The organism is Exiguobacterium sp. s80, from assembly GCF_018618725.1.
In the GTDB taxonomy this organism is placed as follows: Bacteria; Bacillota; Bacilli; order Exiguobacteriales; family Exiguobacteriaceae; genus Exiguobacterium_A; species Exiguobacterium_A oxidotolerans.
In genome coordinates this window covers 912,362-936,005 of sequence record NZ_JACSMP010000001.1, presented here as the reverse complement: position 1 = coordinate 936,005, position 23,644 = coordinate 912,362, and the positions used below count along the sequence as shown (strand labels likewise).

The following is a 23,644-nucleotide window of genomic DNA, read 5'->3' as shown; positions in this document are numbered from 1 at the left end:
TCATCCGCAAGGTGAACGTTGAAGATTTTACGTGACAGACGAACTCCCTGTCACAACCCTATATCTTCAGTTTTCAAAGAACATGACATTGATTTTATTCCTGATTTTGAGTGTTTTTAAACCAAGAATGTCGTGCAATTGACGTGTCTCAAGGCACGTCTTGCCCGAAGGCGATTCATCTCCCACCTGCGCTGGGCTTCGCCCTGAGACGCTTAGAGGTGGGCGTATTCTCGCCTGATTTTGATAAACGCCTTCAAACGTGGTCATCCTACTTATTCATAGAGGACGTGCCACTGTCGATTTTTTATGCCATTATGTTTGAAAGCGCTAACAGGTAGAGAGCTGGGAACGGGCTGTGTTGAGCAGCTCAAAGGGTGAAATGAATGAAACGGGGGGAACCGTACATGGCAAGCCGGGAACAGGAGCAACAAGCATTTTATGGACCGAACCTTGGGTACATCATCGAGATGTACGAACGATTTTTAGAAGATGCTTCTTCGATTGACGAAGAGACGCGTGCTTATTTTGAGACACACGGTGCTCCGGTCACAGAAACTGTCACACCAGTGCACGTAGAAACAGGGGATTTCGAAAAATATTTAGCCGCGCATCGTCTCGCAGAACGCATTCGGGCGAAGGGTCACCTTGCGGCAGATATTTATCCGTTGAAAGATCATCCGCGTGAGAACGAATTGCTTGAATTAGAGCAGTTCGGATTAACGGAGGCAGATTTACGGACGATGCCGATCTCACTCGTTTGTCCAGATCCACCTGCAGGTCTTTCGGACGCATTCGAAGCGATTGAGCACTTAAAAGCGCAATATACGGGAGCGGCGGCAGTCGAACTCCAACACGTTGATGATTTAGACGAAAAGAAATGGTTACGTCAAAAAGTCGAACAAGGCGCATTGACGGCGAAACTGACGAATGACCAAAAGAAACAATTGTTCAAACGACTAGCTGAAACGGAGTTGTTCGAGAAGTTTCTTCATAAAACATATGTCGGACAAAAACGTTTTTCAATCGAAGGACTCGACGCGATGGTTCCATTGCTTGATACGATTATCGGTCACTTGATTGCGAACGGTTCAGAAACGATCAATATCGGGATGGCTCACCGTGGACGCTTGAACGTGCTCGCTCACGTGCTCGGGAAACCGTACGAAATGATTTTCGCAGAGTTCCAGCACGCGCCAAATCATGACCTTGTCCCGTCAGAAGGGTCAATCGGAATTACGTATGGTTGGACAGGCGATGTTAAGTATCACCTCGGGCTCAATCGCAAAATGGAACAACAATCGACGAACGTCCGCGTGACACTTGCGAACAACCCGTCACACCTCGAGTTCGTCGATCCTGTCGTCGAAGGGTTCACGCGGGCGGCGCAAGACGATCGCTCCGGCAAGGGGATGCCGACGCAAAGTCAAAATAAAGCAGCCGCGATTTTAATTCATGGTGATGCTGCCTTCCCTGGTCAAGGAATTGTCGCAGAGACCTTGAACATGACGAACTTGAAGGGGTACAACACGGGCGGTACGATTCACATCATCGCCAACAATACGATTGGCTTCACGACAGAGCCAACCGATTCACGGTCGACACGTTATTCGAGTGACTTAGCGAAAGGTTATGAGATTCCGATTTTCCACGTCAATGCGGATCAGCCGGAAAGCTGTTTAGCAGTCGCGCTCTTAGCAAGCGAATACCGTGCGAAGTTCAACAAGGATGTCTTGATTGATTTAATCGGATATCGCCGGTTTGGTCACAATGAGATGGATGAGCCGATGAATACGAACCCGGTCCTGTATGAGTTGATCCATAACCATGACACAGCGCGTGTCCTCTATGCAAAAGATCTTGTCGAACGCGGGGAAGTATCGCAAGAGGAAGTCAAAACGATCGAAGCTGAGATTAGTGATGTGATGAAAGCGGCGCGCGAAAAAGTACCAAACGTCGAAAAAGAATACGGGGGCATCATGCCGGATGTCGTATTCAAAGGGGTTCCGTCGATTGAGACGGGGGTCGAGAAGGATAAATTGATTCATTACAATGACCAGCTACTCGCATGGCCGAGTGGGTTCACGGTCTTCCATAAGCTTGAAAAAGTCTTAAAACGGCGAACGGATGCTTTAACGACGAACAAGGGAATTGACTGGGGACATGCCGAAACGCTTGCCTTTGCTTCAATCCTGTCAGATGGCACACCAATCCGTCTCAGCGGTCAAGATTCGGAGCGGGGAACGTTTGCACAACGTAACATTAACTTGAATGACGTGAAAACAGGGAAATCGTTCTCACCGATGCATGAGTTAGAATCAGCGCAAGCATCATTCGCCGTCTATAACAGTCCGTTATCGGAAGCTGGCGTACTCGGGTTTGAATATGGATATAACGTCTTTGCGCCAGAGACACTTGTCTTGTGGGAAGCGCAATACGGTGACTTTGCAAACTCGGGGCAAGTCATCTTTGATCAATTCATCGCCGCAAGTCGCGCGAAGTGGGGTCAAACATCAGGTCTTGTCATGCTGTTGCCACACGGGTACGAAGGGCAAGGTCCAGAACACTCAAGTGGTCGCTTGGAACGTTTCCTGACATTGTCCGGTGAAAAGAACTGGACAGTCGCAAACGTCACGAGTGCAGCACAGTACTTCCACTTATTGCGTCGTCAAGCCGCCATTCTCGGCAAAGACGAAGTTCGTCCGCTTGTCGTGATGACGCCGAAAAGTTTACTTCGTCATCCACTTGCGACATCCGATTTATCAGAGTTGACATCCGGTTCGTTCAAGCGAATCGTCGAACAAGAGGGATTAGGTCAATCACCGGAACGCGTCGAACGTCTTGTGTTCGCAACGGGGAAAGTCGCGATTGATTTAGCGGATGCACTCGCGAAGTCGGACGAGTCATATGACTGGCTGCATATCGTCCGCGTCGAAGAAATCTATCCGTTCCCGGCGAAACAGTTGAAGGAGTTAGTCGCGCGTTATCCGAATGTGACAGAAGTCGTATGGGTCCAAGAAGAACCGAAGAACATGGGCGCGTGGTCTTATATCGAACCACGCCTTGAGTCCGTCGCACCTAACGGAATCACACAAGTCCGTTATATTGGTCGCAGACGCCGGTCGAGTACAGCTGAAGGAGATCCGACCGGTCACAAAGTCGAACAAGCGCGTATCATTCATGATGCGTTGACTCGGACAGCAGCACGGATGGAGAACGAACAACAAACATCGAATACGAACGCGTAACGAAAGCGATTTAGCAGAGATTGAACCATAGTCATAGGGGGACAAAAACGATGGAAATCAAAGTACCAGAACTTGCCGAATCAATTACAGAGGGGACGGTCGCTTCGTGGTTGAAACAACCGGGCGATCACGTAGAAAAAGGGGAAGCAATCGTTGAACTGGAAACGGACAAAGTAAACATCGAAGTACCGTCAGACGAAGCGGGAACATTATCAGAAGTGATGGCAGCAGAAGGGGATACGGTACGTGTCGGGGAAACAATCGCCATCATCACGGTTGGTGGAGAAGCGGAAGCGCCGAAACAAGCAGAAGCGCCAAAAGCAGAACCGAAACAAGAAGAAGCGAAGCAACCTGAAAAAGAACAACCGGTCGCAGTCGCAGCAACTGAAAAAACATCAGCGGCTGATCGTCCGATCGCTTCTCCAGCGGCTCGGAAATTGGCACGGGAAAAAGGAATCGATCTCGCGCAAGTGGCGACACAAGACCCACTCGGTCGGATTCGTGTTCAAGATGTCGCGACGTTCGAAGTTTCACCTCGTGAGCAAGCACCTGTAAAGGAAAAACAAGCAGCACCGGCACCGAAAGCACCAGCACAAGCAGCTCCAGGTAAACCGGAAGAGCGGATTAAAATGTCACGTCGTCGTAAGACGATTGCCAACCGTCTCGTCGAAGTGCAACAGACGGCAGCGATGTTGACGACATTCAACGAAATCGATATGTCGGCCGTGATGGCATTACGGAAACGACGCCAAGAAAAATTCGTGAAAGACAACGACGTCAAACTTGGTTTCATGTCCTTCTTTACGAAAGCAGCCGTCGCAGCACTGAAAAAAATGCCGTACTTGAATGCTGAAATCCAAGGCGACGAAATCGTCCTTAAGAAATTCTATGATATCGGCATCGCCGTGTCTGCTCCAGACGGACTCGTCGTTCCGGTCGTCCGTGACGCGGACAAAAAGAACTTTGGTGAGATTGAAAAAGATATCATCAGTCTGGCTGTTAAAGCACGCGACAATAAATTAGGTCTGTCTGACCTAACGGGTGGGACGTTTACGATCACGAATGGTGGGACATTCGGTTCATTGATGTCGACACCTATCTTGAATGGTCCTCAAGTTGCGATTCTCGGGATGCATGCAATCAACTTACGCCCCGTCGCAATCGATGCAGAACGGATGGCAAACCGCCCGATGATGTATGTCGCACTTTCATACGATCACCGGATTGTGGATGGAAAAGAAGCCGTGACGTTCTTGAAACACATCAAAGATTTACTTGAAGATCCAGAATCATTGATTTTTGAAGCGTAAACCTTAAAAATAACAGGCATTCTCCTAGGGAATAGGGGAATGCCTGTTTTTTAGACTAAATCATGTCATCCGAAGAAAGATTCATTCTTCCCGTACTGCCCTCAGACACGAGGAGCAGGGTCGGCACGGTTCGAACATTTCATAGCTCGCCGCTCAGTTCAACTAGGATTTTAGCTTGAGACTTGTCATTGCTTAAGGTCTCGAACCCTTTTTCGACAATCTCTTCTAATTGAATCTGATCCGTCACTATACCTTGTGGTTTAAGTTGACCTGTCCCCATCAAATCGACGGTTTGTTGGAAAGTAGTTGGGGAGTAAGCGATGGTTGAAGTGATTTTAACGCCACTTCCGGTCAGTTGCATCGGATTCCATTCGATAGGACCTGCAAAAATCGAGACGATCACCATAGTGCCTCTCGCTTTTGTCGCATCAATCGCCTGTTTGAAAGTGGGACCAACTCCTGCTACTTCAAAAGTAATAGCGACACCCTCTTTTTCTAAGCCCTTAATCGCTTCGATTGCATCTACTTCACCTGGATTAATTGTATCTGTTGCCCCCATCTCTTTCGCTTTTTCTAGACGAGTTTCTGAAAGGTCAAGAGCAATGATTCTGCTTGCTCCAGCAGCTTTTGCAGCTACGATCGTTACTAAACCAATCGGACCAGCTCCAAATACTGCAACTGTATCACCAAATTGTAAACCAGATTCTTTCACAGCTTGCACGGCAACGGCCATCGGTTCTACTAAAGCGCCATCTTGAAGGGATAACGATTTAGGCAAGATATACACGTTATCTTGTGGGACGTTCGCAAACCGAGTAAATCCGCCATTTCCATGTAATCCAATAAAACTGAACCCATCATATATATCTACATCTTCATGTTTGTTGCCGTGTGTCAAAGTCGGATTAATCGCAACACGGTCACCTGGATTGATTCCAGAGACTTTTGCGCCGACTTTTTCGACTACTCCAGCGAACTCATGTCCCATGGTTAATGGAGTCTTCTGACCCGTCAACATATCTTCTGTTTGACTAGGCATGAAAACGGGACCCTCTTCATACTCATGCAAGTCACTTCCGCAAATCCCAGCCCATGCGACCCTTACTTGAACTTCGTTGTCTTTCATTTCTGCTAATTCAACTTCTTCTACTCGTAAGTCTTTTCGCCCGTACCATACTGCTGCTTTCATACTGGAGCCCTCCTTGAGTGATGTTGAAGTTACAGGGAATAATTCCCTATTCAAAGTGTACCATACAAGAAGAGCACGATTAGAAGTGCGCTTAATAATTGACAGAGATATTGTTTTTTAGTATTACATCGTTGTCATCGTTTCTAAAAGCTTCTTCATCCGCACTACATGTTTCCTTCACAGTCACAGCGTAAGATTCAGTCTGTAAGTTACTTTTAAGGGGGAAATACAACATGATGAAACAGATTGGCGTTACCGTACTTACAGGAGCACTCGTTGCAACAAGTTTTGGAAGCATCGATGCTTCGGCACATCAACAGAAACACGGGTTACTCGATCCGGATCGAGTCGTCAATATCGCCCACCGCGGTGCTTCTGGTTATGCACCAGAACATACGATGATGGCGTATCAATTAAGTCATAAAAAATTAAAAGCTGACTACATCGAAATCGATTTACAGATGACGAAAGATGGTAAGCTGATTGCGATGCACGATGAGACGGTCGACCGGACGACAAACGGAACAGGTGCCGTCAAAGACAAGACATTAGCAGAAATCAAGCGACTTGATGCAGGAAGCTGGTTTAATACGGCGAATCCTGAATACGCGAAGGCTGAATATAAGGGACTTCAAGTCCCGACACTCGATGAGATTTTTGATACGTATGGCAAACATGCGAACTATTATATTGAAACAAAATCACCTGAAGTTTACCCGGGCATGGAAGAAAAATTACTGAAAACGTTACAACGTCATGGTCTATCAAGCGATCGCGTCAAACCGGGGCAAGTCATGATTCAATCATTCAGTCAAGAAAGTTTGTTGAAAGTCAAACAGCTGGATGCACGTCTTCCGCTCGTTCAATTGATGGACGCGGCGACGGTCAAAGCGATGACGCCTGAGGCACTCGACGAGCTACAGACGTACGCAGTCGGACTCGGACCGTCCTTTAAAGGATTGACGCGGGAAAATACAGCGATGATTCGGGAACGCGGGTTGTTGCTCCACCCCTATACAGTCAACGAAAAAGTCGACATGGAGCGGATGCTTGATTACGGGGTGACGGGTGTCTTTACGAACTATGCCGATCGATTTAATGAAGTGTTGCACGCTCTGAATAAAAAAAATAAATGAATACAAGAAAAATCAGTTGTCTCCCATTATGGAAGGAGGTAGCTGATTTTTTTTATCATTCATAAAAAAACGATCCAAGAGCGATGTGCTTACGTATGCTTGTATGAAAAAACGGTTTATTCGCCGAAACGCGTGAGATGGAAAAATTTAAATCGGACATTTGATTTTCAGATTCTATCTAAAAAATAGTACGCTAGGCATAGAAAATTCGGATGAATTAAAATTGTTTTAAGACGCTTGAGAAAGGACGGGTTGGATGCGCATCACACAATATACGGATTATGGATTACGGGTCCTGATTTATCTCGGTGTTCATCGAGATAAAATTACGCCGATGCCGATGATCGCGAGCCATTATGGAATTTCAGCGAATCATTTGATGAAAGTCACGCAACAGTTGACGAAACTCGGTTACGTGGAATCGACGCGTGGACGGACAGGTGGATTACGATTGATAAAGGATCCAGCAAACATCAATATCGGACAAGTTGTCCGTGAGATGGAACCGATGGAAATCGTTGAATGTTTTTCTGAAGAAGGCCGGTGCATCATTGAGCCGAATTGTCACTTAAAAGGGATTCTTGGACGCGCTTTGCGTGCGTTTCTTAAAGAACTCGAACAACACACACTAGCAGAGCTCGTTGAAAATAAAGAGGAGTTAACCTTTTTATTTGCATCAGAAACGACATCAATTCAATCGTAAACACGTGACGACGTTCACGAAAAAGGACATCATCTCCCGTAAAAAATCGGAGGATGATGTCCTTTTTGCGTTGAATTAACGAGAATTAGTTGTCTCGGTTGATGCGTTTTTTCGGCATGACATGTTCTTTGTTTTTCGAGAGGTCGTCTTGAACGGATCCTTTCCATAAGGGAACGTCACTGTAGTAGGCAGCACGGGCGATTAAATGACTTCCGATTGGTGCTGTCGTCAGAACGAACAGGATACCTAAAAATGTTCGTGATGAAAAGAGTCCTTCTTCTGTCACGAAGAAAATGATGACGCTGATTAGAATACTCATGACGCCGAGTGTGGCGCTCTTAGAGGCTGCGTGTGCGCGTGTATAGATATCGGGTAGACGAATCAGCCCGAGAGCCGCGACGATGCTGAAAAAGGCTCCAATTAAAGCAAAGGCGACTACGAAGATTTCATTTATTGCGATCACGTTCGATGATCTCTCCTTTCTCAATGAATTTCGAGAAGGCGACAGTCCCGATGAAAGCTAAAATACCGATTAACAAGATGACTTCTAAATAGTCACTTGTCCGTAAGAGAACGGATACTAAACCGACGATGGAGATTAAACTGATGCCGATTGAATCAAGTGCGATGACGCGATCAGCAATCGAGGGTCCTTTGATGACGCGGTAAAACAAACCGAGCATGGAAATGAAGACGCCTCCGAGTGCGATATAGATCAGCATTTCGAACATTATCGACTCACCTCCAGAATCGCTTTTTCAAAACTATTCCGGATGGCAGCGACAGCTTCATCCGCTTCTGGCATATGAAGCGCGTGGATATACAGTGTTTTATTATCATCTGAGATATCGACGACGAGTGTTCCGGGTGTCAACGTAATCAACATAGAAAGTAACGTAATTTCCCAGTTTTTCTTTAACGTCGTCTCGTACGCAAAGATACCGGGCTGAATATCGAGTCGCGGTTTTAAGATGACGGCCAGAACTTCGATATTCGCGACGACCAATTCATAAAGAAACCGAATCGAGAGGCGAACTAGAGCGATGACCGGACCGAGGTAAAACCGGCTACTGAAACCGCGACGCATCGCGAACATCGCAATCAACCCGAGTAGATAACCGACGATGAATGACGAAGTCGTGAAGGAGTTCGAGAGAAACATCCATAAGATGGCTAAAAAAGCATTGAGCATTAATTGAAATGGCATCGATTAGCCCTCCTTCAGTACAGCTTGAATATAGAGTGATGGATCGACGAGCGGATCAACGGCTTGGGTGATGAACGGACGAACGGCTTCTGCCCCGATCCCATACGCGACGGTAATCATTACTAAAAGAATTGATGGAGCGAGCAATTGTTTGACGAGATGACGTCGTGAACCCGTATACGTCTTCGGTGTACCCCAAAATCCGCGAATGAAGATTTGCATGACGGAATAGAGGACAAGCAAACTTGACGCAAGGACGATGAACGGTCCGACGAGATCACCCGCTTCAATCCCGCCACGGACGATCAATAGTTTACCGATGAACCCGCTGAACGGCGGGATACCAGCCAAGGACAAGGCAGCGATGAAATACGTCCAACCGAGCAACGGATAGGCTTTAATCATCCCGCCCATGCTTTTGAGACGGCTCGAGCCCGCAATTCCGACCATGATACCGACGAGCAAGAAGAGAGCTGCTTTGATTAACATATCATGTAACAGGTAGAAGACGGCTCCTTCGAGCGACTGACGAGTCATGACGGAAACGCCGTAAAGGATGACGCCGACGGCAACGATGATGTTGTAGATTAAGATTTGTTTCGCATCTTTTGTCGCGAGGGCGCCGATGACACCGATGATGATTGTCGCCAGTGCCAATCCACCAAGAAGCGAGTGGATGATTCCGATTTCGTTCGAAAAGAACAAACTATACGTCCGCAAGATGCCGTAGACGCCGACTTTCGTCAAGAGAGCGCCGAACAAGGCGAGGACGGGTGTCGGTGGCACTTGGTACGAGCCAGGTAACCAAAAATAAAGCGGGAAAATCGCTCCTTTTAAGCCGAAGACGACTAAAAATAAAATCGCGATGACACTCAAGATTCCGGGCTGATTGATTTCAGAAATCTTTTGCGAGATATCTGCCATATTGAGCGTGCCGATGATGCCGTATAAAAAAGCGACCGTCATGACGAACAAAGCAGATGAAATGACATTGACCAACAGATACTTCAACGACTCGCGTAACTGCGCTGGTTTACCACCGAGCACGATCAAGACATACGATGAAATCAAGAAGACTTCAAAGAAGACGAACATGTTAAAAATATCACCGGTCGTAAAGGCGCCATTGACACCGACGAGCAAAAACTGAACGGCGATGTAGTAATAAAAACGTTGATGCTGCTCCGACAGATACGTCATCGAATACCAAATGACGAAGAAAACGAGCACGCTCGTCGTCAAAACGAGTAAGGCGGATAACATATCTGAAACGAGTGTGATGCCGAACGGTGCCGGCCAACTGCCGAGTGTGACCGTCAAAATCCCGTTTGCCTTGACTTGAGAGACGAGGTAAAGCGAGACACCAATCGTCAACAGCGTCGACAAGAAGGATACGATACGTTGCATCCACAGACGTTTCGTGAAAAACATCAACAAGACACCAGTCAGCAGTGGAATTAAAATCGGTAATAGCGGTAAATTAATCATTCGTATCGGTTCCTTTCATTTCCTCGATATTATCGGTCCCAAGCTCTTGATACGCTCGGTAGGCAAGAACGAGGAAAAATGCTGTTACCCCGAAACTAATGACGATTGCGGTCAAGACAAGCGCTTGCGGGAGTGGGTCGGTATATTTCGTCACTCCGTCTTCAAGGACAGGCGCAGCACCAGTCTTCAGTCCACCCATCGTCATGACGATTAAGTGGGCAGCGTGACTGAGTAAGCCGGTTCCGATGATGATGCGTAAAATACTTTTTGAAAGAATGAGATAGACGGCACACATCGTCAAGATGCCTGCAGCTATCGCCATGATAATCTCCATCTGTTAATCACTCTCCCCAATCGTTTGAATGATCGTCATCGTGACGCCGACGACGACGAAGTAGACACCTAGGTCAAATAACATGGCCGTATGCAAAGACGTTTTTCCGAACAATGGTAAATCAAAGTACCCATGGGCGTGGGTGAAGAACGGTACATTAAACAGTAAGGCACCGGACGCCGTCAAAACAGCGATCAACATCCCGACGGCTGTCACCATCTTGTAGTCGAACGGCAGGATTTGCCGAAGCGTCTTGATGTCGAAGGCAAGCAAAATCAACACGAGAGCAGACGCAGTGACTAGTCCACCGATGAATCCGCCACCTGGCGTATAATGTCCAGCGAAAAACAAGTAGACGGCAAACAAGAAAATAATGAAGGTGATGAACGTCGTCGCCGACTCTAGAATGACGTCATTCGTATTCTTTTTCATTGGTTTTTTCATTTGTCGATGCCTCCTGTCTTTCTGAAGTGAATCATCGCGTAGATGCCAAGACCAGCAATGGCAAGCACGCTGATTTCGAACAGTGTATCAAAACCACGGAAATCAACGAGGATGACATTGACCATGTTTCCGCCAGCTGCCAATTCATACACGTTATCAATATAGTATTTAGCAATTGAGGCAAACGAGCGTTGACTGAGCGATGACAGGGCGACGAGCGTCACGCTGAGACCGACCAATGCTGAAATCGCAGCATTTCCAAGTTTAAATTTAATTCGTTCTTCTTTACGACTGATTTCCGGCATGTGGTAGAACACTAGCAGGAACAGTGCGACAGAAACTGTCTCGATGACGAGTTGCGTCAAAGCGAGATCGGGCGCACGGAACAAGACGAAGAACAAAGCGACCGAATAACCGGCAACACCAAGCAAAATGATTGATGTCAAACGCGACCGAGCGAACGTGATCGAGAGCGCACTGCTGACGAGGACGAGTACTAAGATGATTTCGTAAGCGGAAATCGAGCTTAGGGGATCGACGTCGAAGGCAAAGGCATCGAAGAAAAACAGGCTCGATAATACGAGGAGGACAATGAATCCGAAAATATAAACGAGATAAGACCGCATATATCCGGTCATGACCGCATCGTGAATCGCCGTCGAAACTTTTTCCCCGCGGCGTAACAAGCCATCATATTGATGGTTCAGCGAGAAACTTTTCGGCATCCGATTATAGAGTGACTGCCATTTCGGGAAAGTCTTGAACAAGATGAACCCGACCGTAATGATGATGACGGTGAAGAGAAGTTCAAGATTCAATCCGTGCCAAAGCTTAATGTGGACATCAATTTCACCACCAGCAGCTAGGACTTGCGGTAAGATCGCTTCGGCTGCCGGACGGATGATCGTTTCCGACAACATATTCGGGAAAAGACCGATCAAGATGACGAGTGAAGCCAAAATGATAGGTGAGATCAGCATCCCGATTGGTGCTTCGTGTGGTTTTTTTGGTAACTGATCATGCTGTTTTGGTCCAAGGAACGTCCGGTAGACGATCAGTAAACTGTAAACAAACGTAAAGATACTTCCGACGACGGCGAAAAGTGGGAATAAGAAGCCGAACGTTTCGAGATGGAATAAGCCGGATTCAGATACTTCGTTGACTCCAGTCAAGAACATCTCTTTACTCAGGAAACCGTTGAATGGTGGGACACCTGCCATCGACAATGTTCCAATCATCGCAATTGTAAACGTGACCGGCATCAATTGTGATAGACCACCGAGCTTACGTAAATCGCGTGTTCCGGTTTCGTGGTCAACGATTCCCGCCATCATGAACAAGCTTCCTTTAAAGGTCGCGTGATTAATCAAGTGGAAGACGGCCGCGACGGTCGCGATCGTATATAAACTGTCAGGCAATGCCTCGACCTGCAAAGCGGCAGCTCCTAAACCGAGGAGCGACATGATGAGACCGAGCTGAGAAATCGTCGAGTACGCTAAGATTGCTTTTAAATCGACTTGTTTGACAGCGTTGAGAGATCCCCAGAATAGCGTGAACATTCCGACGCCAGAGACAAGATAGAACCAAAGTGGCGTCTCGGCAAAGATCGGACTCATCCGAGCGACGAGATAGAGACCGGCTTTGACCATTGTTGCCGAGTGGAGGTAAGCACTGACCGGTGTCGGCGCTTCCATCGCATCCGGTAACCAAATATGAAACGGGAATTGAGCCGATTTCGTAAAGGCTGCCAATAAAAAGAGGACGAGTGCAACAAGAAACATCGGATCATTACTGTACGTACCGAGTGTACTGAATGACTCCCGGATACTAAAGGAGCCGGATAGTAACGAAAGAATCGAGATCCCACCGAGCATTGAAAGTCCACCAAAGACGGTGATCAACATTGATTTTTGAGCACCGTAGCGGGAACGTTCCCTTTCATACCAATACCCGATCAACAGGAATGAAGAAATCGAAGTCATCTCCCAGAACATGTACATGACAATCATGTTGTCAGAGAGGACGATTCCGAGCATCGCCGTCATGAAAAGAAGCAAGTAGACATAAAAATTATGCAGCGCCTCTTTTTTTGCGTCGAGATAATAGACGGAATAGAGAACGACGAGCGTCCCGATTCCTGTGATCAACAGGGCGAACAATAGTCCGAGACCATCGATGTAAGCGACGAAGTTGATTCCGAGTGACGGGATCCACTGCATCGACTGCGTGACAGTCTCCCCAGCCATCGTCTGACTGATGTATTGACTAAAGTAAAGAACGAGCGAAAGAGGGACGAGCAAGACGAACCATCCCGTATGCACGGAGCGAAACTGTTTGTACAAGAATGGGATGAAGATACTAGCAAGTAATGGCAACAAGATGGCCAAATGAAGCAATGACACAAGATTCCCTCCTTTGAAATGAACCGAATAAATGAAAGAAGGACTTCGTACGCAAGCGTTTGTTCTGCTTGGGACTTGTCCTCTCAGCCATATTCATTCGATTTTATGATTGAGCACCTGTTAAAAGTATAGCGTACATTTGCCGTCTCTGCATGACTAGAACCCTCATGAAGCAAAGGAGACCAGTGTTTTTAGATTAAATTATTAAATATGTAGAAACACGGGTGAAAAGGATTGAAAAAAATTTTTAGCCTTGGTTAGAAAGTGATTAATCTGCAATCATTGAGGGAACATTATTCAAGTAAGATCATTTACTATGGAAAGCAGGGGGAACCAAATCATGAATACTACATTAAAGCGCAGTCTGTTTGTAGGTAGCTTAGCCGCAGTGTCTGTTTTCGGAATCAAGCAATATAAACGTTCATGCGCGAAACAAAATCAAAGCATCAGTGATTCAGCTGAGCTCGATCGTCGTCCGAGTGTCGATCAAGGTCAAGATGAATCGGAAGTTGGCTTAACACAACTCGATTCCATCCAAAAAGCAGAGTGGCAAGCGAATGGTTTCCCGCAAACACATGCGGAACGTGAGCGTCTAGAAAACGAAGAAGTGTAAAAAAACAGCGCGTCCTGTAATGGGAGGCGCTGTTGACATGTATTAGAAAACCACTTAAGCACTCGTACTTTCGAGGGCTCGAATTCGTTCGCTATGGGCAGTATAGGATGAAAGATGTTCGAACTGATGTAACGTCAGTGTCGTCATCCGGCGTTGACCGGTGCTTGATTCGAGGAGTAAATACGCCTCGTTTTGATCTTCACCACCACCGTCGAAACGGATGTGGGCAGTAATTAGGCGACCATCGTTCGTCTGCATATAAATATCGTAACCACCAAAGTCGACCCGATTAAAGCGAGTAGCCTCGTTGACGATGTGTTTAAAAGTTTCAATGACTGCATATGACATGATTATTCCTCCTTCTTCTCTTACAAAACTAACGGGCTATTCCAAAGATTAACCGTTCCGATTAATAATTTTCCCATTAAATTGAAGAACTAAACATAAAAAAAGAATCTTTTTTTTTCAGGCTGTAGACAAAGTGCCGTCGGGAGATCAAGCGTCTTTTTTCGTTGCTTTCCTCGGGCGAGGCGCAAGCCGTTGCTCCTTGATCCTAACGGACAAGAAGCAGGGTCTTGCCTGCCTCTAAAAGTGCGTTAAAAACGTACTTTTCCCCGCAGGAGTCAACGAAACGTGACGCTTTTTAGGTAACGCTATGACGGAAATCCAGTCATGCAGACGGTTTAGGGCGCAATCCGTCTCGAATCGCTTTTAAAGCGAAAAGCAATCGGTCGCGACCCTGCAGCTTTGCTGTAGCGGCGCGGAAGATTGCCGCTTTGAAGACGAGGCGAGACAGGGAAGCGCGACCGGATTGTCTCTCGTTATCGCATGTTGACGCTTCATAAGAGTTTGTCTACACGCTGAAAAAAAGAATCTTTTTTTTGCTTGTCATGAAACGCGTTTCATAATGTATTTTGTAAATAAGGTAGCGCGTAATTGGAAGCATAGTTAAACCAAGCGTCAGCTAAAAAAAGGAAAAAGCAGCCAAAAGGCTGCTTTTTTATCGTTTAAAGTTCAACGTTATGATAGACCTGTTGCACATCTTCTAAATCTTCGAGTGCATCGACCATTTTTTCGAATTGCTGAACATCTTCTTCAGATAAAACGACTTCGTTTTGAGCGAGCATAACGAGTTCGGCAACTGAAAATTCCGTCACACCGGCATTTTTTAATGTTTCCTGGACCGTGTGGAACTGATCGGGTTCAGCATAGATGATAACGGCTTCCTCTTCTTCTAGGATGTCACGGACGTCGATATCCGCTTCCATCATCAATTCAAGAACATCATCCGCCGATTTTCCTTCAAAAGCAAAAATGGCAGTCGCGTCAAACATATAGGCAACGGAACCACTGACACCCATGTTGCCTCCATTTTTCCCAAAGGCAGCCCGCACGTCTGAGGCCGTCCGGTTGACGTTGTTCGTTAATGTCTCGACGATGACCATCGAGCCGCTTGGTCCGAATCCTTCATAACGGAGAACATCGAAGTTCTCTTCCGCGCCGCCTTTTGCTTTTTCAATCGCCCGATCGACGATTGCCCGTGGCACGTTATACGTCTTCGCACGCTCGAGAACAACTTTAAGTGCTTGGTTTGATTCAGGATCCGGTTCACCTTGTTTCGCAGCGACATAAATTTCACGACCGAATTTCGCATAAATCCGGCTGGTGTTTTTGTCTTTCGATGCCTTTTTTTCTTTAATGTTATTCCATTTACGACCCATCAGAATCCACTCTCTCTTTCACATGACTTCGATTTTAGTTGGAAACCAGACGGCTTCCTCTGCGTTATCAGTATACATCAAAAACAGCCAGATATTGAATCAAAATGGTGAGGGAATAGCTGACTTTTTGCGGAAAACGTTTATAAGGGGTACGAAGTCGGGAACAGGAATTAAATCTACAGCTATTCTGAAGGGGTGACGGATCATTAATAAGCAGGCCGTTTTTCACCGGGCGATGTCGCCATATGTCTACAAGTACGATCAAGAAACAGTCCATATCAGGTTGACGACCGCAAAAGGGGATGTCGACCGTATCCGTCTGATTCATGGCGATCCATACGAATGGGATGCAGAACGAGAAGAGGATCGGGACTGGAACTTTGATCCGGATAAAGAAAAGTTTTGGAAAACGCAACAAACACCGATGATTCGGACAGGTGCTGACGCGACGCACGACTATTGGTTCGTCGCCATAAAACCGAGTCGAAGACGCGTCCGTTATGGATTCGAGTTGTCGACTGCTGAGGAAACGGCAATCTACACGGAACGGGGATGGTACGACGAGATTCCGCTTGACCACCCCGGTTATTATTTTGCCGTTCCGTACATCAATGCAGTTGACGTATTCGATGCACCGGCATGGGTCAAAGAGACGGTCTGGTATCAAATTTTCCCTGATCGGTTTGCGAATGGAGACGTTACGAACGACCGACAAGGAACGGTCCCGTGGGCGTCGGAAGCACCGGCTTACGAGAATCACTTTGGTGGCGATTTTCAAGGTGTGATTGACAACATCGGTTATTTGAAAAACTTGGGGATCAACGGGATTTATTTCTGTCCGGTTTTCGCTGCACCCTCCAATCATAAGTACGACACGCTTGACTATTTGAAACTCGATCCTGCATTCGGGACGGAAGAGAAGTTTCGTGAGATGGTCAAATTGTTACATGCGAGCGGGATTCGCGTATTACTCGACGCCGTCTTTAATCATGTCAGTGTCGACCACCCGACGTTCCAGGATGTCATCAAGCGGGGGGCTGATTCAGAATATGCCGATTGGTTCATGATTGATTCGTTTCCGATCGAGATGGACCCGCCGAACTATGAAGTATTTGCTTTTGAAGCCAACATGCCGAAGTTGAACACGGCGAATGCAGATGTCAAAGCCTATCTGTTGAAAGTCGGGCGATACTGGGTCGAAGAGTTTGGAATTGACGGCTGGCGGCTCGATGTCGCGAGCGAAGTCGATCATGCCTTTTGGCGTGACTTCAGAAAAGAAGTACGTACGGCAAATCCGGAAGCCTATATCGTTGGAGAATGCTGGACGGATTCGCAAGAGTGGTTGTTTGGAGATCAATTTGATGCCGTCATGAACTACGGACTGACGGAAGCGTTCTTGACCTTCTTTGCGACGCGAGAAACGACAGCCTCTGAATTTAGTTATGCCGTCGTCCGGAACTTGAACGGAAACGCGATGAACGTCAACGAGGTGATGTTTAACTTAGTTGGCTCTCACGACACACCACGTGCATTGACACGAGCGGGTGGCGATAAGGAACGGATGCGACTGCTTTTATTATCGCTCTTAACCTTCACGGGAAGTCCTGTCATCTATTATGGTGATGAGATCGGTATGACCGGTGGGCAGGATCCGGCAAACCGGAAATGTATGGAGTGGGATCAAGAAAAACAAGACACAGAACTGCTTAGCTACGTAACGGAATTGATTGCGATTCGAAAAGCCCATCCGGCGCTCGCGAATGAAGCATCGTATGTCTTTGAGCAAATCGATGACGAAAAAAATCAGTTCGTTATCCGGCGCTCCTCACCACATGGGGACTATCTAATCCTCATCAACAATGGGGAGAAAGAAGCGCGGTTCGAATTTTCAGGACGTGCAGTCGACTTACTGGACGGAACGGAGTGGGCTGGTGAAATCAACGTAGGGCCAATCCATGGGACGATCTTACAAATAAAGAATGGATAAGAAAAAGGATTGGCGCAATTTTTGCGCCAATCCTTTTATATTGTCAGCTGAAAAAGCGATGAATCAGTAAACCGCTACGCAGTTTTGGTTCGAACCACGTCGATTTTGGCGGCATGACTTGATTTGCATCCGCGACTTGCATCAAATCCGTCAAGTCGGTCGGATGTAAGTGAAAGGCAACTGCCATCGTCCCGTGATCAACGAGTTGTTCTAGTCCGGCATACCCACGGATGCCACCGACGAATTGAATCCGTGCATCGGTCCGAGGATCTTCAATTCCTAAAAAGGGTGTCAAAAGTTCATGTTGAAGGATAGAGACGTCAAGATTGTCTTTGACAGTCGTCTGTTGCGCCGTGTAATCGAGCGTATACCATTGTTGCTTAAGATACATCTCAAACCGGTGTTTTTGCGTCGTCTCAGCACGACCAACCGTCACGGTGAAGCGTTGACTGATCCGTTCGAGTAATTCGTCGACCGATTGTCCGTAAAGATCTTCGACAGCGCGATGATACCCCATGATCTTTAATTGATCACTTGAGAAGGAGACAGCAAGGAACAGTTGTGCCTCTTCGTTGTCCGGATGTAATTTTGCAACTTTTGATGCCGCTTCTGCCCGGTGATGTCCGTCCGCGATGTACAGTGCGTCATGACGAGCGAACTGACTCCCAATCGTCAGCATGTCAGAGCGATTTGTAATTTTAAAGATTGTATGTTCAATCCCGTCCTCGGTGGTGAACTGATAGAGCGGGACATTCGTACTCTGTTCTGCAACGATTCGATTGAGTTCATCATCCGGTTGATGGGCGAGTAGGATGGGACCGGTATGTGCCTCTAACGCATCGATTTGACGGACGCGATCTCGCTCCTTATCAGGACGCGTAAATTCGTGTTTACGGATGAAGCCGTCGTCGTAATCAGATACGGACACGCAACCGACAAAACCTGTTTGGACATGTTCGCCATCACGGAGACGATAGAGGTAATAGCATTCGTCTTCGTCAAGCTTTAGGATTTGACTATCGCGTGCATCCTTGAAGTGGAGGGCAGCTTGTTGATAAACACGCATGTCGTGCTCATCGATTAGATCAGGTAGCGTCACTTCAGCTTTGTCGATCCGAAGGAAGGATAAAGGGCGACGGCGTACCTCGACCCGTCCTTCAGCCCGGTTGAAGACATCATAAGGTAGCGAAGAGAACGTTTCTGCATATTTGCTTTGTGGTCGTAGTGCCTGGAAAGGTTCGAATGTTGGCATGAGATCACTCCTTTAAAGTAGTCGCGTTTTTAAGATGCCGGGAATCGCATCGAGCTGTGTCAAGGAAATCGTTTCGTCAAGATGGTTATCGATGTCGATGATCGTATAGGCAATCGGCCCTTTGCTACCGTTAATCATGTTCGCGATGTTAATACGCTCCGTCGCGAGGACAGAAGCAATCTGACCGACCATGTTCGGAATATTTTGATGGGCAATCGTCAAGCGACGTTTACCTGAATCGGCGAGTTCAACTGACGGGAAGTTGACGGAATGACGGATGTTGCCGGTCTCAAGAAACGTTTTCAGTTGATCGACGGCCATGATGGCGCAATTTTCCTCCGCTTCAGCCGTCGATGCCCCGATATGCGGCAACGGGATGACGCGCGGTAATGATAAAATGAAGGCATTCGGGAAATCGGTCACGTAGTTCGCGAGGCGACCAGATTTCAGGACGGTTGCGAGTGCAGCTTCATCAATCAACTCACCACGCGAAAAATTAAGTAGCGTCGCACCTTGCTTGACTTTCGACAACAAGCGTTCATCGAGCAGGTGATGTGTTGCATCGACGAGTGGAAGGTGAAGCGTGACATAGTCACTCGTCGCAAGAAGTTCTTCAAGATTCGTCACCCGATGAATTTGATTTGAGACCCGCCATGCGGATTCAATCGACATATGCGGATCGTAACCGGAAACGGTCATCCCTAACTCATGCAGCGTATTAGCAAGATTTGCCCCGATTGCCCCGAGGCCAACGATGCCGATTCGTTTACCTAACAGCTCTGTCCCGACAAATTGCCGCTTGTTGGCTTCGATCCGTTCCGGGATGTCTGGTCCGCGTAAATTATTCGTCCAAAGGATACTCGGTATCAATTTTCGGGCTGTTAAAAAAAGACTGGCGATGACGAGTTCCTTAACGGCATTCGCATTCGCACCGGGCGTCGAAAAGACGGGGATCCCACGATTTGCGAGTTGGTCGAGCGGGATCGTGTTGACACCGACGCCAGCACGGGCGACCGCCTTCAAGGAGTCGGCGAACTGCATCCCGTGTAAGTCCTTGCTTCGAACGAGGAAAGCATCTGGTGCCTCAACTTGGCGATGGACGTGGTAATCGTCCGTAAAGCGACTCAGTCCTTTTTCAGACAAATCATTCCACAACTGGATTTGGTACATTTAACGTTCCCCCTGTTCAAATTTACGTAAGACGGATAGTAAAGCTTCGACACCAGTGGTCGGCATCGCGTTATAAAGGCTAGCCCGCATACCGCCGACAGAACGATGTCCTTGTAGGTTCACTAAGCCGTGTCGTTCGGCGTATGCGATAAAGGCATCGTCTAAGGCTTGTTGTCCTGTCGAAAACGGGATGTTCATCAAACTTCGATCTGCGTGAGCGACTTGATTCGAAAACAGGTTGGAGTGGTCGAGCGCATCATAAAACGAGGCGGCTTGAGCACGGTTGCGTGCCGTGATTGTCTGTAATCCGCCCTCTTGTTTTATCCATTCGAGAACGAGTTTCGTTAAATAAATACTATACGTAGGTGGTGTATTGTAGAGTGAATGGTGTTTCGCATGAACGTCATAACGTAAGTATGAACCGAGAGCAGAAGGTGTCTGCTCGACTAAACTTTTTTTGATGATGACAAGTGTCATACCGGCAGCACCGAGGTTTTTTTGGGCGCCTGCATAGATGACGTCGAACGCGCTGACATCAATCGGTTCTGATAAAATTGATGAAGAAAAATCAGCGACGAGCGGGACGTTGACACGTGGAGCTTCCTGAAAAGTCGTCCCTTCAAGCGTGTTGTTCCATGTCACGTGTAGATAATCGGCATCCGAAGTAAAAGGACCGGCCGGAATCGACCGATAGTGATCGTCTCGGGAAGAGGCGATGATGCGTGTCGATGCATAAGGAGCAGCATCGGCAATCGCCTTTTGCGACCAGCCGCCCGTATCGATGAAGTCGACACGATGAGTCGTCGCAAGGTTCAGTGGCAACATAGAGAATTGGAGCGTTGCGCCACCCTGTAAGAACAAGACATCATAGTCTGACGGCACTTCAAGCAGTTCGCGGACGAGCGACGTTGCATCGTCTAAGATTGCTTCGAATAGGGCGGAGCGATGACTGAGCTCGAGGACAGACTGATGGGACCCTCGATAATTCAATAATTCCGATTGTGCTTTACGTAAGACAGGTTCAGGTAAAACGGCTGGACCTGCGGAAAAGTTAAAAACAGTCATCCAATTCCTTCTTTCTCGTTAATTTTCAGAAAATACATGCAACTTCAGTGTAACGGAATGAAAACGGATTTTCAAATTGCTTTCAGATAGATTTCAAGTACCGAATTCGAATAAACAAAGACGCTGACTCAAAAGTCGCTCCAAAACCAATTGTAGTGACGGACGGTTCCGGTTTCACACGGCTATACAGAATAAAACGGAAGAGCTCGCACCGTCAGATACAAATAGGCCCGTTTCCCTGTCCATAGTGAGCAGGGAAACGGGCTTTTGTCTCACCCGAGAAAAGTGAGAGAGCCATTCCTTGTTAAGGCCGTTGATCGTCATCGCAGTAAATGAGAGGAGTGAATCCATGTCATTTAATTTTGATCAAGCGACGTCGCTTGCGAAAAATGCCACTTCCAGCCTGTGTCCGTCAGTTGATAAAGGGAGACGATACGAAAACGTCCTACATAAGACGTCGTCCCGTATTGAAACTGGTCTTCTGTCAATGTTTGTACCAAGGCAGTCGTCTCAAAAAGCTCGACAGTCATCGATTCATCTATAGAAGAAACCCATTTTATCAAATCAACGTCAACATAGTGGTCTAAATAAGTTTCTGCGTCGAATTGTCGTCCAAGTCCATCGATGAACGAGAAACTAGGAGTTAAAAGTTCGTTCATCGCTTCTCGGTTTCCAGCCATCAAATGGTCGTGTCTTGCTTGTAAGACATGTTGCAGTTGTTCTTGTGTTGAGAGTTGCATGGAAGTTCTCCTTTCCTTTCTATACGTATGAAGTTTATCATGAATGAAATTAAAAAAAAGACCTTGCATCAGCAAGGTCTTAAAAAAATTAAAGTTTAGTAACGTTAGTTGCTTGTGGTCCGCGTTGGCCTTCTTCAACTTCGAAAGAAACCTCTTGACCTTCGTCAAGTGATTTGAAGCCATCAGTTTGGATAGCTGAGAAGTGAACGAAAACGTCGTCGCCGCTTTCACGTTCGATGAAGCCAAAACCTTTTTCTGCGTTAAACCATTTTACTTTACCTTGTTCCATGTGTGTTGCCTCCTGCGTGTGACTGAGTCACACTGATTATTACTACCGTGATCAATTTCATCGAGTTAAAAGTGTAACCTTCTTATCTCCACCGAACAACAATAATTACTTAATAATATACCATGGATCGATTGAAAAAGAAAGGGGAGATAAAAAAGAATTAAAAAAGAGGATTTGCATCAGCAAATCCTCTAAGGAAATTAAAGTTTAGTAACGTTAGTTGCTTGCGGTCCGCGTTGGCCTTCTTCAACTTCGAAAGAAACCTCTTGACCTTCGTCAAGTGATTTGAAGCCATCAGTTTGGATAGCTGAGAAGTGAACGAAAACGTCGTCGCCGCTTTCACGTTCGATAAAGCCAAAACCTTTTTCTGCGTTAAACCATTTTACTGTACCTTGTTCCATGTGTGTTGCCTCCTGCGTGCGACTGAGTCACACTGATTATTACTACCGTGATCAATTTCATCGAGTTAAAGCGTAAACTTTGTATCTCCACCGAACAACAATAATTACTTAATAATATACCATGCTCATCGGAAGAAAGAAAGGGTAATTTCAAAAAAAATAAAAAAAGAGGATTTGCATCAGCAAATCCTCTAAGGAAATTAAAGTTTAGTAACGTTAGTTGCTTGCGGTCCGCGTTGACCTTCTTCAACTTCGAAAGAAACCTCTTGACCTTCGTCAAGTGATTTGAAGCCATCAGTTTGGATAGCTGAGAAGTGAACGAAAACGTCGTCGCCGCTTTCACGTTCGATGAAGCCAAAACCTTTTTCTGCGTTAAACCATTTTACTGTACCTTGTTCCATGTGTGTTGCCTCCTGCGTGCGACTGAGTCACACTGTTTATTACTACCGTGATCAATTTCATCGAGTTAAAGCGTAAACTTTGTATCTCCACCGAACAACAATAATTACTTAATAATATAGCATGCCTTCGAAAAAAAAGGAAGGAATAAACAGAAATATCATTAACTTTTGTTAAAAAACTTGAAATGACTTCAGATGTACTTAAATTTTAAAGGGTTCGGCGTCGACCTAACGAATAAAAGTGGCAAGGTCTGTTTGTAGTCAATGGACAGGCTGATGAGGGTGTCGGACGTGCTTAATTGCTGCCATGACATAACCGTGAATGGAAGCATGCCGGCGTGGCTCCGTCCAAACGGCTTTAAAAATATGTGTCAACGTCCGTTGAATCCGTGTTTCATCCGTTGTCACGCGTCTAAGTAGAAGGTAAAGAGAAGTTTCATACCGATCGTAAAGTAACTCGAGGGCATGACTATTTCTTAATTCGATTTGTTCGAATAGTTCTTGGTCTGTCTTCATGCTCTCCTCCTTAATGTCATGTAGTTAAATG

At 46.6% G+C, this 23,644-nt stretch carries 24 protein-coding genes; 6 read left to right on the top strand and 18 right to left on the bottom strand.

What is annotated here, in order from left to right; translation table 11 throughout:
• Positions 1-383 precede the first annotated feature (383 nt).
• Both KNP94_RS04985 and odhB read left to right on the top strand, forming a co-directional pair.
• Entirely contained in the window at positions 384-3,245 is a 2,862-nt protein-coding gene (locus KNP94_RS04985; RefSeq protein ID WP_215115372.1) for a 2-oxoglutarate dehydrogenase E1 component, read from the top strand.
• Between the two features lie 50 nt (positions 3,246-3,295).
• Positions 3,296-4,555: a 2-oxoglutarate dehydrogenase complex dihydrolipoyllysine-residue succinyltransferase gene (gene odhB / locus KNP94_RS04980; RefSeq protein WP_214891916.1), complete on the top strand. Its 1,260-nt coding sequence runs from the start codon at positions 3,296-3,298 to the stop codon at positions 4,553-4,555.
• A 139-nt stretch (positions 4,556-4,694) separates the two neighbouring features.
• Here the strand turns inward: odhB and KNP94_RS04975 are convergent, their stop codons facing one another.
• Positions 4,695-5,744 carry a 2,3-butanediol dehydrogenase gene (locus KNP94_RS04975; RefSeq protein ID WP_214891914.1) on the bottom strand — a complete coding sequence of 350 codons (1,050 nt, stop codon included), beginning with the start codon at positions 5,742-5,744 and terminating at the stop codon, positions 4,695-4,697.
• 233 nt (positions 5,745-5,977) lie between these two features.
• On the opposite strand from KNP94_RS04975, the gene KNP94_RS04970 reads away from it, so the two are divergent.
• Positions 5,978-6,880, top strand: a complete 903-nt coding sequence (locus KNP94_RS04970; protein ID WP_214891912.1) for a glycerophosphodiester phosphodiesterase — start codon at positions 5,978-5,980, stop codon at positions 6,878-6,880.
• Between the two features lie 256 nt (positions 6,881-7,136).
• On the top strand, positions 7,137-7,583 hold the full coding sequence (locus tag KNP94_RS04965) for an Rrf2 family transcriptional regulator (protein WP_214891910.1): 447 nt from the start codon (positions 7,137-7,139) through the stop codon (positions 7,581-7,583).
• A gap of 85 nt (positions 7,584-7,668) precedes the next feature.
• Here the strand turns inward: KNP94_RS04965 and mnhG are convergent, their stop codons facing one another.
• Genes mnhG through KNP94_RS04930 form a run of 7 tightly spaced genes read right to left on the bottom strand, consistent with a single transcriptional unit; the run spans position 7,669 to position 13,458 of the window.
• Positions 7,669-8,046 carry a monovalent cation/H(+) antiporter subunit G gene (gene mnhG, locus KNP94_RS04960; protein WP_088837244.1) on the bottom strand — a complete coding sequence of 126 codons (378 nt, stop codon included), beginning with the start codon at positions 8,044-8,046 and terminating at the stop codon, positions 7,669-7,671.
• Entirely contained in the window at positions 8,030-8,305 is a 276-nt protein-coding gene (locus KNP94_RS04955) for a Na(+)/H(+) antiporter subunit F1 (protein ID WP_369834785.1), read from the bottom strand. Before KNP94_RS04955 ends, mnhG begins: the two co-directional genes overlap by 17 nt.
• An 8-nt stretch (positions 8,306-8,313) precedes the next feature.
• Positions 8,314-8,790, bottom strand: a complete 477-nt coding sequence (locus KNP94_RS04950; RefSeq protein ID WP_088837242.1) for a Na+/H+ antiporter subunit E — start codon at positions 8,788-8,790, stop codon at positions 8,314-8,316.
• A gap of 3 nt (positions 8,791-8,793) precedes the next feature.
• The gene (locus KNP94_RS04945) at positions 8,794-10,278 is read right to left on the bottom strand and encodes a Na+/H+ antiporter subunit D (protein WP_214891908.1); all 1,485 of its coding nucleotides are present in this window, start codon (positions 10,276-10,278) and stop codon (positions 8,794-8,796) included.
• Entirely contained in the window at positions 10,271-10,612 is a 342-nt protein-coding gene (locus KNP94_RS04940) for a Na(+)/H(+) antiporter subunit C (RefSeq protein WP_088837240.1), read from the bottom strand. Before KNP94_RS04940 ends, KNP94_RS04945 begins: the two co-directional genes overlap by 8 nt.
• A gap of 3 nt (positions 10,613-10,615) precedes the next feature.
• Positions 10,616-11,056, bottom strand: a complete 441-nt coding sequence (locus tag KNP94_RS04935; protein ID WP_200872396.1) for a Na(+)/H(+) antiporter subunit B — start codon at positions 11,054-11,056, stop codon at positions 10,616-10,618.
• Positions 11,053-13,458: a Na+/H+ antiporter subunit A gene (locus KNP94_RS04930; protein ID WP_214891906.1), complete on the bottom strand. Its 2,406-nt coding sequence runs from the start codon at positions 13,456-13,458 to the stop codon at positions 11,053-11,055. The genes KNP94_RS04935 and KNP94_RS04930 overlap by 4 nt, the downstream gene beginning before the upstream one ends.
• Before the next feature lie 340 nt (positions 13,459-13,798).
• Between KNP94_RS04930 and KNP94_RS04925 the strand changes: the two genes are divergently transcribed.
• On the top strand, positions 13,799-14,071 hold the full coding sequence (locus KNP94_RS04925; RefSeq protein ID WP_088837238.1) for a hypothetical protein: 273 nt from the start codon (positions 13,799-13,801) through the stop codon (positions 14,069-14,071).
• A gap of 54 nt (positions 14,072-14,125) precedes the next feature.
• Here the strand turns inward: KNP94_RS04925 and KNP94_RS04920 are convergent, their stop codons facing one another.
• Positions 14,126-14,419, bottom strand: coding sequence for a hypothetical protein (locus tag KNP94_RS04920; protein ID WP_214891904.1), 294 nt, complete (start codon positions 14,417-14,419; stop codon positions 14,126-14,128).
• Positions 14,420-15,078: 659 nt separating this feature from the next.
• A complete protein-coding gene (locus KNP94_RS04915; RefSeq protein ID WP_214891902.1) occupies positions 15,079-15,792 on the bottom strand; it encodes a YebC/PmpR family DNA-binding transcriptional regulator in 714 nt (237 codons plus the stop codon).
• Between the two features lie 235 nt (positions 15,793-16,027).
• Here KNP94_RS04915 and KNP94_RS04910 point away from each other — a divergent pair, with 235 nt between their 5' ends.
• Positions 16,028-17,779, top strand: a complete 1,752-nt coding sequence (locus KNP94_RS04910; RefSeq protein WP_251132569.1) for a glycoside hydrolase family 13 protein — start codon at positions 16,028-16,030, stop codon at positions 17,777-17,779.
• Positions 17,780-17,822: 43 nt separating this feature from the next.
• On the opposite strand, the gene KNP94_RS04905 is transcribed toward KNP94_RS04910, so the two are convergent.
• From KNP94_RS04905 to KNP94_RS04870, 8 genes are all read right to left on the bottom strand, one after another.
• Positions 17,823-19,031, bottom strand: a complete 1,209-nt coding sequence (locus KNP94_RS04905) for a DUF1015 domain-containing protein (protein WP_159172460.1) — start codon at positions 19,029-19,031, stop codon at positions 17,823-17,825.
• Positions 19,032-19,043: 12 nt separating this feature from the next.
• The gene (locus tag KNP94_RS04900) at positions 19,044-20,201 is read right to left on the bottom strand and encodes a phosphoglycerate dehydrogenase (RefSeq protein ID WP_088837234.1); all 1,158 of its coding nucleotides are present in this window, start codon (positions 20,199-20,201) and stop codon (positions 19,044-19,046) included.
• Entirely contained in the window at positions 20,202-21,266 is a 1,065-nt protein-coding gene (gene serC / locus KNP94_RS04895) for a 3-phosphoserine/phosphohydroxythreonine transaminase (protein ID WP_215115371.1), read from the bottom strand.
• Positions 21,267-21,622: 356 nt separating this feature from the next.
• The gene (locus KNP94_RS04890; protein WP_088837232.1) at positions 21,623-22,006 is read right to left on the bottom strand and encodes a nuclear transport factor 2 family protein; all 384 of its coding nucleotides are present in this window, start codon (positions 22,004-22,006) and stop codon (positions 21,623-21,625) included.
• Positions 22,007-22,094: 88 nt separating this feature from the next.
• Positions 22,095-22,295, bottom strand: coding sequence for a cold-shock protein (locus KNP94_RS04885; RefSeq protein WP_012370557.1), 201 nt, complete (start codon positions 22,293-22,295; stop codon positions 22,095-22,097).
• Between the two features lie 200 nt (positions 22,296-22,495).
• Complete coding sequence (locus KNP94_RS04880; RefSeq protein WP_029330387.1) at positions 22,496-22,696, bottom strand: cold-shock protein; 201 nt, start codon at positions 22,694-22,696, stop codon at positions 22,496-22,498.
• Between the two features lie 200 nt (positions 22,697-22,896).
• Positions 22,897-23,097: a cold-shock protein gene (locus tag KNP94_RS04875; RefSeq protein WP_029330387.1), complete on the bottom strand. Its 201-nt coding sequence runs from the start codon at positions 23,095-23,097 to the stop codon at positions 22,897-22,899.
• 261 nt (positions 23,098-23,358) lie between these two features.
• Complete coding sequence (locus KNP94_RS04870; protein WP_214891898.1) at positions 23,359-23,613, bottom strand: RNA polymerase sigma factor; 255 nt, start codon at positions 23,611-23,613, stop codon at positions 23,359-23,361.
• Positions 23,614-23,644 lie beyond the last annotated feature (31 nt).

Coding starts and splice junctions, on each gene's coding strand:
- KNP94_RS04940 (WP_088837240.1), bottom strand. CDS start 10,612: ATGGAGATTATCATGGCGATAGCTGCAGGCATCTTGACGATGTGTGCC.
- KNP94_RS04935 (WP_200872396.1), bottom strand. CDS start 11,056: ATGAAAAAACCAATGAAAAAGAATACGAATGACGTCATTCTAGAGTCG.
- KNP94_RS04970 (WP_214891912.1), top strand. CDS start 5,978: ATGATGAAACAGATTGGCGTTACCGTACTTACAGGAGCACTCGTTGCA.
- KNP94_RS04875 (WP_029330387.1), bottom strand. CDS start 23,097: ATGGAACAAGGTACAGTAAAATGGTTTAACGCAGAAAAAGGTTTTGGC.
- odhB (WP_214891916.1), top strand. CDS start 3,296: ATGGAAATCAAAGTACCAGAACTTGCCGAATCAATTACAGAGGGGACG.
- KNP94_RS04910 (WP_251132569.1), top strand. CDS start 16,028: ATGTCGCCATATGTCTACAAGTACGATCAAGAAACAGTCCATATCAGG.
- KNP94_RS04955 (WP_369834785.1), bottom strand. CDS start 8,305: ATGCTGATCTATATCGCACTCGGAGGCGTCTTCATTTCCATGCTCGGT.
- KNP94_RS04890 (WP_088837232.1), bottom strand. CDS start 22,006: ATGCAACTCTCAACACAAGAACAACTGCAACATGTCTTACAAGCAAGA.
- KNP94_RS04885 (WP_012370557.1), bottom strand. CDS start 22,295: ATGGAACAAGGTAAAGTAAAATGGTTTAACGCAGAAAAAGGTTTTGGC.
- KNP94_RS04870 (WP_214891898.1), bottom strand. CDS start 23,613: ATGAAGACAGACCAAGAACTATTCGAACAAATCGAATTAAGAAATAGT.
- serC (WP_215115371.1), bottom strand. CDS start 21,266: ATGACTGTTTTTAACTTTTCCGCAGGTCCAGCCGTTTTACCTGAACCT.
- KNP94_RS04965 (WP_214891910.1), top strand. CDS start 7,137: ATGCGCATCACACAATATACGGATTATGGATTACGGGTCCTGATTTAT.
- KNP94_RS04985 (WP_215115372.1), top strand. CDS start 384: ATGAAACGGGGGGAACCGTACATGGCAAGCCGGGAACAGGAGCAACAA.
- KNP94_RS04975 (WP_214891914.1), bottom strand. CDS start 5,744: ATGAAAGCAGCAGTATGGTACGGGCGAAAAGACTTACGAGTAGAAGAA.
- KNP94_RS04920 (WP_214891904.1), bottom strand. CDS start 14,419: ATGTCATATGCAGTCATTGAAACTTTTAAACACATCGTCAACGAGGCT.
- KNP94_RS04905 (WP_159172460.1), bottom strand. CDS start 19,031: ATGCCAACATTCGAACCTTTCCAGGCACTACGACCACAAAGCAAATAT.
- KNP94_RS04900 (WP_088837234.1), bottom strand. CDS start 20,201: ATGTACCAAATCCAGTTGTGGAATGATTTGTCTGAAAAAGGACTGAGT.
- KNP94_RS04915 (WP_214891902.1), bottom strand. CDS start 15,792: ATGGGTCGTAAATGGAATAACATTAAAGAAAAAAAGGCATCGAAAGAC.
- KNP94_RS04950 (WP_088837242.1), bottom strand. CDS start 8,790: ATGCCATTTCAATTAATGCTCAATGCTTTTTTAGCCATCTTATGGATG.
- KNP94_RS04945 (WP_214891908.1), bottom strand. CDS start 10,278: ATGATTAATTTACCGCTATTACCGATTTTAATTCCACTGCTGACTGGT.
- KNP94_RS04880 (WP_029330387.1), bottom strand. CDS start 22,696: ATGGAACAAGGTACAGTAAAATGGTTTAACGCAGAAAAAGGTTTTGGC.
- KNP94_RS04925 (WP_088837238.1), top strand. CDS start 13,799: ATGAATACTACATTAAAGCGCAGTCTGTTTGTAGGTAGCTTAGCCGCA.